Source organism: Parasphingomonas halimpatiens, from assembly GCF_036663795.1.
GTDB lineage: Bacteria > Pseudomonadota > Alphaproteobacteria > Sphingomonadales > Sphingomonadaceae > Sphingomonas.
On record NZ_JAXOJP010000001.1, the window covers coordinates 485,070 to 493,087 of the forward strand.

Here is an 8,018-nt window from a genome sequence, read left to right on the forward strand (position 1 = left end):
GGCGCTTTACTCGTCGGACCATCGTGGCAGGATGTAGTCCCACCGGCATTCGCCACGGTCTATTCTTATACCTCCGTCTGGTTGACGATGCCGACCCAGTCGCTTGCCTCACCATTGGCGAAGCGTGCGATCGTATCGAACACCGCGTCGGAGAAACCCCCGACATTGAGAATGTCCGGCCGGCCCTGTGCCTGGGTCGTGCCGTAAGGCTGGATGTCGATGCAGACGAGCTTGGCACCCGGGTTGCGCTTCTTGAGCTTCACCCATTCCTGCATCGTCGTCGTCGCGCCGCGCCGGCCGGCATCGACCCAGGACTCATTGTCCGAGACGATCACGACCAGATCGACCGCCGCGCCTTCCGCGTTGAGCTGGGCGAGCGGTGCCGAGACGCAGGTTCCCCCGCCCCCGACCGCCGCCAGCTTCGCCGCGTTGACCGCGAGCCGCGCCCGGGCGTCGAGCGCCAGGGGAACGACCCGCTGCTCGAACGGCAGCACGCGTGCGTCGCGGTTGGTACGCAACATCGCCGCCGCGACCAGGGCCGCGACATCGATGCACCGCACCTTGGACGAGGCGCCCTTGCGGTAGCCCGTCGCCGGCGAACCCATCGACCCCGACACGTCGGGGCAGACGACCACCCGACCCGCGACCTTCGGCACGTTCGAGACCGCGATCTCGAGCGCTTCCTCCAGCGCGGCCTGCACCGCGAGCGGCACGCCATCCCCGGCCGAGCCCAATGCCACCATCAACTGATAGGGCAGGACCCGCGCCTTCGCGACGGCCGCCGGATCCGACAAGCGGGCGACGACCTTTGCCGTGACCCCCGCCACGTCGAACGCACCGGAGCGCGCCAACGTGTTGAGGTTCATCCGCAACGCCTGCCAGCCGATCGTTCCGGCGAGCGACGCCCACTGCTCCGCCGACAGCGGATAGGCGGTGAGCCACTCGAATGGCACTGGCGGCAGGGCGCCCTTGGGCGCCCGCTTCCATGCCTCGAACGCGGCAATCTCCACCGGCAGCGCGGCGACGTCGTACGGCTTGCCGATCAACCAGCCATAAAAGGCGCGCCGTGCGGCATCGGCTGGCTTGGGGTGAACCATGCGGACGATGTCGGCGAGCGACGGATCGTTACCCGTCGCGGCCGCCATCAGATCGCGCATGCTCGCCCGCTCCAGCCACTCGCGCACCAGCCGCTTCGGCCGCGTGCCGAGCGACGTGCGCCCGACCTGGCCCGACCGCATGATCTGCACGAAGTTGCGCAACATCCGGCCATTGTCGATCGCGCGGCCGAAGACGCGCACCGCGAGATCCGGATTGGCCACCGTGAGGTAGGCCGTGAGCAACGCGGGCATGTCCTTCATCTTGCCTGCCTGCCGCGCATAGACGGCAGCCCTGGCAACGAAGAGCGGATCGACGGCGCGCGCCGCCTCCAGCGCCTCGGCGAGATGATCGCCGGCGACGCCGTAGAAGCTGTCCGACAAGGTGCCGGTCGCGGCGAGCTGCGCGAGCTTCGCCTCGGGGCCATAGCCATAGGCCGGCGCACCTTCGCGGTTCACGCTGTCCGCTGCCGGAAGCAGCCGGGCGATCGCCGAGGCGAAGAGTCCCTTGTTTGCCATCGTCCTTCCTCCTTCTTCCCTGGTCAGGGCGGCAGGACTCGAACCTGCGACCCCCGGTTCCCAAGACCGGTGCTCTGCGCAGACTGAGCTACGCCCTGTGAAACTCATCCGCGGGTGTCGGGGGCGGCCGGCCGATTCCGACCGCCCCGCGTTCCGCGCCGTCCCGCTGGCTGTTCGACTTGCCGTCGGGACGTGATGGGCATTGCAGCGGGCGTGCCAGTTGCGCACAAGGCAAGGCGGAAAAATCATAAGTACATGATATAGAAGTATAAACAGCGAATTCTCGAAAATAGTCATAAATGATGAGCTTCGTGTTGGTCAGGGAAAATCTATCGACACAGCTCGTATCTTATCCTACAGGATAAGAATGCCTTCGACCCACCAATCTCGCTGTGCCGATCCCGGCTTCCATCTGCAGGCCCTGTCAGGTGTGATCTGGGTGCAATGTCCCAAATGCGATGGTCTCGCGAAGGTGACAGCGCGCGGCGCCTTGGGGTCACGCCTCGTTTGTACGCGATGCAGTCATGCGATCGAGAGCTCGCCGACGCGTGCGGCGAGATTGCGAGAGGTTCATCTCGCAAGCTGGAATCCGCGCTGCGAGCGCTGCGGTTCGCCGTTGCCGCGTCAGATTCGATTGGCTGCCTTTGCTCGACATGGCCAACTCATGGCGCGGGTACGCTGTGCGCTGTGCGGCCACAGCGGGGCATATCCGGCTTCCGTCATGCCGCTGACGCCGGCGCAGCACGAGGGCATCGATCCATATTTCGGCCTGCCCCTGTTTCTGACGGAGGTCGTCGGGAGCGAGCAGTTGTGGGCATATAATCCGGTGCATCTCGTGTTTCTGGAAGCTTATCTCAACGCGTCGTTGCGCGAACGCGCGGCCGGCCAGAGAAGCATGACGATGATGGCGAGATTGCCGCGATGGATGAAGACGGCTGGCGCGCGACCCAAATTGCGGAGGGCGTTTGCCCATTTGCATGACAAGGCCAAGCGGGCGGGGCTCTCGTGAAGCCGCTCGTCGTCATCGGTTTCCTCGGTTCCACGCTCGACGCGAGCAAGTTCGGGCCGACGCGCTGGGGCAAGTGGCGGCCGAGCGTAGCACTCGCGATGCATGAGGACCTGCGGGTCGATCGCTTCGTGATGATCCATGCCGATATGCACACGCGGCTGGCCGATTTCGTGGCGGCGGACATCGCCAGCGTCTCGCCCGAGACGACGGTCGACAAGCGCATCATCAACTTTGCCGATCCGTGGGATTTCGAGGAGGTGTACGGCAAGCTGCTCGACTTTGCGCGCGATTATCCGTTCGATCCCGAGGCCGAGGATTATCTCGTCCACATCACCACCGGCACGCACGTCGCGCAGATCTGCCTGTTTCTGCTGACCGAGGCGCATTATTTGCCCGGGCGGCTGCTGCAGAGCCAGCCGGCGCGGATGGTCAATGGCAATGCGCCGGGCACCTGGAACATCATCGATCTCGACCTGTCGCGCTATGACAGCATCGCGACGCGCTTTGCTGCGGCGAGCGCGGAGAGCACTTCGTTCCTCAAATCGGGCATCGACACGAAGAATGCCGCGTTCAACCGGCTGATCGACGAGATCGAGCAGGTCGCGGTGCGATCGACCGCGCCGGTGCTGCTGATCGGGCCGACCGGCGCCGGCAAGAGCCAGCTGGCGCGCCGGATCTACGAGCTGAAGCGGCTGAAGCACCAGCTGGGCGGGCCGTTCGTCGAGGTCAATTGCGCGACGCTGAGGGGCGATGGCGCGATGTCGGCGCTGTTCGGGCACAAAAAGGGATCGTTCACCGGCGCGGCGGCGGACCGGCCGGGGCTGTTGCGCGCCGCCGACAAGGGCATGCTGTTCCTCGACGAGATCGGCGAGCTCGGTCTCGACGAGCAGGCGATGATCCTGCGCGCGATAGAGGACAAGCGTTTCCTGCCGGTCGGCGCCGACAGCGAGACATCGTCGGCATTTCAGTTGATCGCCGGGACCAATCGCGATCTCGGTCGCGCGGTGGCGGAGGGGCGGTTTCGCGACGATCTGTTCGCGCGGCTCAACCTGTGGACCTTCGCGCTGCCCGGGTTGGCCGAGCGGCGCGAGGATATCGAGCCCAACCTCGATTACGAGCTCGACCGCTTTGCCGAGCGCGAGGGCCAGCGCGTGACCTTCAACCGCGAGGCGCGCGCGCGTTACCTCGCCTTCGCGACCGCACCGGGCGCGGCGTGGCAGGGCAATTTCCGCGACCTGGCGGCGAGCGTGACGCGGATGGCGACGCTGTCGCCCAAGGGCCGCATCGACGGCGAAGCGGTCGCCGCCGAGATAGCGCGCCTCGCCTCGCTATGGTCGCCGGGCGACGGCGGCGACGATGGCCTGATACGGCTGCTGAGCGATGCCGCGCTCGCCGAGATCGACCCGTTCGACCGTGTGCAACTCGCGGCGGTGGTGGCGACCTGCCGCCGCAGCCGCTCGCTGTCGGAAGCGGGACGCGCGCTGTTCAGCGCGTCGCGGGGCCGGCGCAGCTCGGCCAATGATGCCGACCGGCTGCGCAAATATCTCGCGCGCTTTGGGTTGGAGTGGGGTAATCTTCAGGCGTAGCGGACGATCTCGAATTCGCTGCCGTCTGCGGCGCGGCGTAGCGAACTATGGCGATGCCATCCCGAAGAACGCATTGCCGACATGTAGGGAGGCGCCTGTAGCTCTTGCGACCGGACATCGTACGAGATCGCGCGGCTTCGCCTGTTTTTGTTTTGATCCGTATTTGATCAAATTTCGTTTTACAACATGATGAGAATTGCGTTAAAATTAATGCGCTAGTTGAGTGTGGCCCTTCAAATGCTTGCCCAGTCTCAAGGAGGCGGATGATGTGTTCGAACACGCGGCTGCGTTGGCAACAGACGCTCCCCGCGCACGCCCTCTCCAAATCCGGCCGATACAACCGCACATCGCGATTCAACGTCACGGCGACTCGGCATAAAACTTCATCCATGTGCTCGCCTCAACTCAAATCGCCGCTCGCTGCTCGGGAGAGCGCGCTGACGCTCGAACCGACCAGCCCAGTTGGCAACGCCACCGCCACGGGACCGGGTGATTTCTTGCGTCGCCGGGCCATGGCCGTTACTCCATTGGCCGAGTTCTCGCAGCGATCCGGAACAACGACACCGGGTCGAGCTATATCCCCCCTCACACCGCCCACCTCCCCAACGAGCGTCGGGCTGCCTTCGTCAAAGTTTGCGGCTGATGTGGGCAAAGGCAGTGGTTCACCGCAGGGTAGTCCCGCCACCGAGGATGAGTTGTCGCGCGCGCAATCGATCTATGGTGAGACCGCGAGCTTATATCCTCAGCTCAAGTCACCTACCCAGACTCTTTATGATCGAGCGAATTGGCAGGACGCATCATGGTCCGCGTTGTGGGACGCTCGTGCATTGATCGGTGTCATATCACGTAGAAACAGCAGCACCCGACGCGATGATCAGAGCAGAAACACGAACCCATTGGTCCAGCGTCAATGGAACCAGGCCGTTTGGCCCGCGCAATCATCATCGAATCTACGGGTGCCGGCGAATGTGCAGTTCTTCTACCTCCGAGATGCTAATGTCGCGCCGAGGCCCTCAACCAGTTTTCCCGGGAAGCTCTATGTGCGGACCAGCGTTTACAAATCCTATGGGCCATTCGTGAACAATGGCGGCGACAGTTTTGGCCATTCGGACAAGGTTTATATCGACTTCTACCAGAATGACGGTCCAGCCAAGGGGCCGCGATGAAAGCCATCGCAGCCTTGGCGGTGATCTTGCCGAGCTGCCTCGTGCCGTCGGCAGCGATCGCCAGCCAAGGTAACCTCGCGGCAGTCGTGCGCGCGCTTGGCGCGGGCAGCACGCGCGCGGATTACGCGCTGTTGGAACGGCATCGCTGCAGCGCCCCTGCGCAATTGGTCGATCAACTCGAGGAGGTCCCGCCACAGACCATCATGTCCGCCGACCAGGCTCGCCAGCCTCGCACGATGCATGTCATCGAAGTTCTGGCGGCACTTAGATTTCTCACCGGGAACGATTTTTTCGGCCCGATCGATCCCGAATATGTCAGTGACGGCGGGCAATTCCTGACGGCCGATCTGCCGCCGCAAAGATCGCGATTTTATGCGATCTGGATGTCGCGGCAGACGATCTACGTTGCTCCTGTGCGCACGCAGCGATCAATCATCAAACAGTGGCGGATCTTCGTCGCGAAGCAGTGGAATTGTCGGAAGCCTGCTAGTTTATGGCGCAAGGACGATCGCTTCTTTCGCTACGGCGACAAACTGCGATGAATTCGACGATGTGGCACTTGGCTGATCCGACCGGCCGCGCAAATATCTCGCGCGCTTCGTTCGAATGGGGCGATCTCAGGCGTAGCTGACGATCTCGAATTCGGTGCCGTCGGGGTCGAGGAAATAGAAGCGACGGCCGGGTTCGTAATCGGCATGGTTGAACGGCACGAGGCCCGCCGCCACGACGCGACGCTCGATCGCGTCGAGATCGTCGACGACGATGCCGACATGGTTGAGCGGATTTCCCTTGGCAAAGGTGCTGGCCGGCGTGGCGGTGCCGGCATGCGTATATAGCGCAAGGTAGAAGCGATCGTCGCCGACATGGATGGTGCGCCCGCCCAGCAGCGAGGGGCCGCGCCAGCGCTCGTGCCAGTCGAACAGGCGGGCGAACAATGCGGCGCTGGCATCGGGATCGCGGACGGTGATGTTGACGTGTTCGATGAACGGTGCGGCCATGAAAATGCTCCTTCGGCGCGACGATCGCGCGGCATTTGCGAGTCGTACAACCTCAGCCTAAGTTGAGGTCAAGCGGGTTGCGACGGAGGACGAAGTGACGGGCAAGGGCGATATGCTGCTGACGATCGGCGAGCTGGCGGGGCGCACCGGGCTGTCGGTGTCGGCGATCCGTTTCTGGGAGGAGAAGGGGCTGGTCGAGGCGCTGCGCACGCGCGGTGGGCAACGTCGTTTCCTGCGTTCCGACATTCGCCGCCTGTCCTTTGCGCTGATCGCGCAAGAACTCGGCTTTTCGCTGGAGGCGATTCGCGTCGAACTGGCCGGCTTGCCGCAGGGCCGCACCCCGACCCAGGCCGACTGGAACCGGATCAGCCGCGGTTTCCGCCGCCAGCTCGATACTCGGATCGCTGCAATGGAGCGGATGCGCGATCGGCTCGACAAGTGTATCGGCTGCGGCTGCCTGTCGCTGCGCAAATGCGCGTTGTACAATCCCGAAGACCGGCTCGGCGCGGAAGGGCCGGGGCCGCGCTATCTGGTGGTGGGCGGGACGTAGCAGCGACGCGTTTGCGTTGCGGGAGCGGGCGAGACACGCGTCGTACTTTGATCGCTCGGCGATCCCGCTCTGACGTGGCGGTAGCGCTGGCGGTGAAAGTAATGCGGGTCCGGTTCGTCACCGATAGCTGGCGAGGCGCCCGTCGGCAGGCACGGACGCTATCGAACGGCGCAAAATCGCAAAGACGCCTAATGCGCAGGGCTCGATCCAGGAGCGAAGCATGAGGCGATCCGGTGATTCAACTCGTCTATAGATCGCGGCAGAAGGCCGCGCATGTGTACACCGCAACTCAAAGCGCAGACCGCCACCCTCCAAGGGGCGGCCAGTTCCAACTCCTCCGCCGCAGGTGGCGCGCCGCCTGTGATCGACCCTATGCGACGACGGATATTGGCCCTGGCGCCAATCGTCGGGCCGCAAGGCCTCGCGGCGGCGGCGGCTCCTGCGATCGGAATCGGCGCCAACCCGCCTCAGGCTGCCGGACCAGCGATGGGTTCGATTGGCGAAACGCCGAGCGCTATCGACGTCGCTGATCATGGGGTGACGAATGTCGCGTCAGCGCAAGAAAACGTCACGAAAAATCCATTCGCACTTTCCGACGGAGGCCGGCACGCTGAGGGCGGATACACCAAGATTACACAGGATTGGGGTACGCCCAGGGGGATAACAGATCCGCTGACCCGTCTGCCCGTCCGGGATGCGAGAGGTGAAATTCTGCGATGGCCGAGCGGCATCAATCCGATAGAAGTGTATAATTCCGGGTTGAACAGCAAATCATCCGAAGCGTTGGCAGCAGGACCTGTTTTGTTTTCTCAAAACGCATATTGGGATTTTCAACGCGGCGGCAGTCAAGATGGAAAGATAAATCACCCGGAATTCGTTGACGCATCAACGGTTGTGATCGGTCTATATAATGCTGCTGCCGGCGTACCGCTCAGTGTAAGAGCCTGATTCAAAAGTTTCTCAACTGATTGAGACTCTTGCGATTCTGCGGGTGATCATGCGGATGCTGGCGATGGTTGCCCATGCGGTCGAGCTTTCGATGGATCGTTCCCAGTCCTTGGCAAGGCGTCGGCATCGCCCGAGCCAGGCGAAAGTG

8 protein-coding genes, 1 tRNA gene and 1 pseudogene are annotated in these 8,018 nt (G+C 63.5%); 6 read left to right on the top strand and 4 right to left on the bottom strand.

Annotated features, from left to right (window positions below):
* Positions 1-65 precede the first annotated feature (65 nt).
* Both U1839_RS02405 and U1839_RS02410 read right to left on the bottom strand, forming a co-directional pair.
* Positions 66-1,613 carry an RNA-binding protein gene (locus U1839_RS02405; RefSeq protein ID WP_332802073.1) on the bottom strand — a complete coding sequence of 516 codons (1,548 nt, stop codon included), beginning with the start codon at positions 1,611-1,613 and terminating at the stop codon, positions 66-68.
* A gap of 20 nt (positions 1,614-1,633) precedes the next feature.
* Positions 1,634-1,711: transfer RNA gene (locus tag U1839_RS02410), tRNA-Pro, on the bottom strand.
* A gap of 623 nt (positions 1,712-2,334) precedes the next feature.
* Here U1839_RS02410 and U1839_RS02415 point away from each other — a divergent pair.
* The 4 genes from U1839_RS02415 (at position 2,335) to U1839_RS02430 (ending at position 5,916) form a co-directional block, all read left to right on the top strand.
* Entirely contained in the window at positions 2,335-2,622 is a 288-nt protein-coding gene (locus tag U1839_RS02415; protein WP_332802074.1) for a hypothetical protein, read from the top strand.
* Complete coding sequence (rtcR, locus tag U1839_RS02420; protein WP_332802075.1) at positions 2,619-4,208, top strand: RNA repair transcriptional activator RtcR; 1,590 nt, start codon at positions 2,619-2,621, stop codon at positions 4,206-4,208. The genes U1839_RS02415 and rtcR overlap by 4 nt, the downstream gene beginning before the upstream one ends.
* Before the next feature lie 1,040 nt (positions 4,209-5,248).
* Entirely contained in the window at positions 5,249-5,374 is a 126-nt protein-coding gene (locus U1839_RS02425) for a hypothetical protein (protein WP_332802076.1), read from the top strand.
* A complete protein-coding gene (locus U1839_RS02430; protein WP_332802077.1) occupies positions 5,371-5,916 on the top strand; it encodes a hypothetical protein in 546 nt (181 codons plus the stop codon). The genes U1839_RS02425 and U1839_RS02430 overlap by 4 nt, the downstream gene beginning before the upstream one ends.
* A gap of 75 nt (positions 5,917-5,991) precedes the next feature.
* Here U1839_RS02430 and U1839_RS02435 read toward each other — a convergent pair whose 3' ends face one another.
* Complete coding sequence (locus tag U1839_RS02435; RefSeq protein WP_332802078.1) at positions 5,992-6,372, bottom strand: VOC family protein; 381 nt, start codon at positions 6,370-6,372, stop codon at positions 5,992-5,994.
* A gap of 112 nt (positions 6,373-6,484) precedes the next feature.
* Here U1839_RS02435 and soxR point away from each other — a divergent pair, with 112 nt between their 5' ends.
* Together soxR and U1839_RS02445 are read left to right on the top strand one after the other, a co-directional pair.
* Positions 6,485-6,922, top strand: a complete 438-nt coding sequence (soxR, locus tag U1839_RS02440) for a redox-sensitive transcriptional activator SoxR (protein ID WP_332802091.1) — start codon at positions 6,485-6,487, stop codon at positions 6,920-6,922.
* Between the two features lie 360 nt (positions 6,923-7,282).
* The gene (locus tag U1839_RS02445) at positions 7,283-7,870 is read left to right on the top strand and encodes a hypothetical protein (protein ID WP_332802079.1); all 588 of its coding nucleotides are present in this window, start codon (positions 7,283-7,285) and stop codon (positions 7,868-7,870) included.
* Between the two features lie 12 nt (positions 7,871-7,882).
* On the opposite strand, the pseudogene U1839_RS02450 reads toward U1839_RS02445, so the two are convergent.
* Positions 7,883-8,018: pseudogene (locus U1839_RS02450) on the bottom strand (IS5/IS1182 family transposase); the annotation flags it as partial.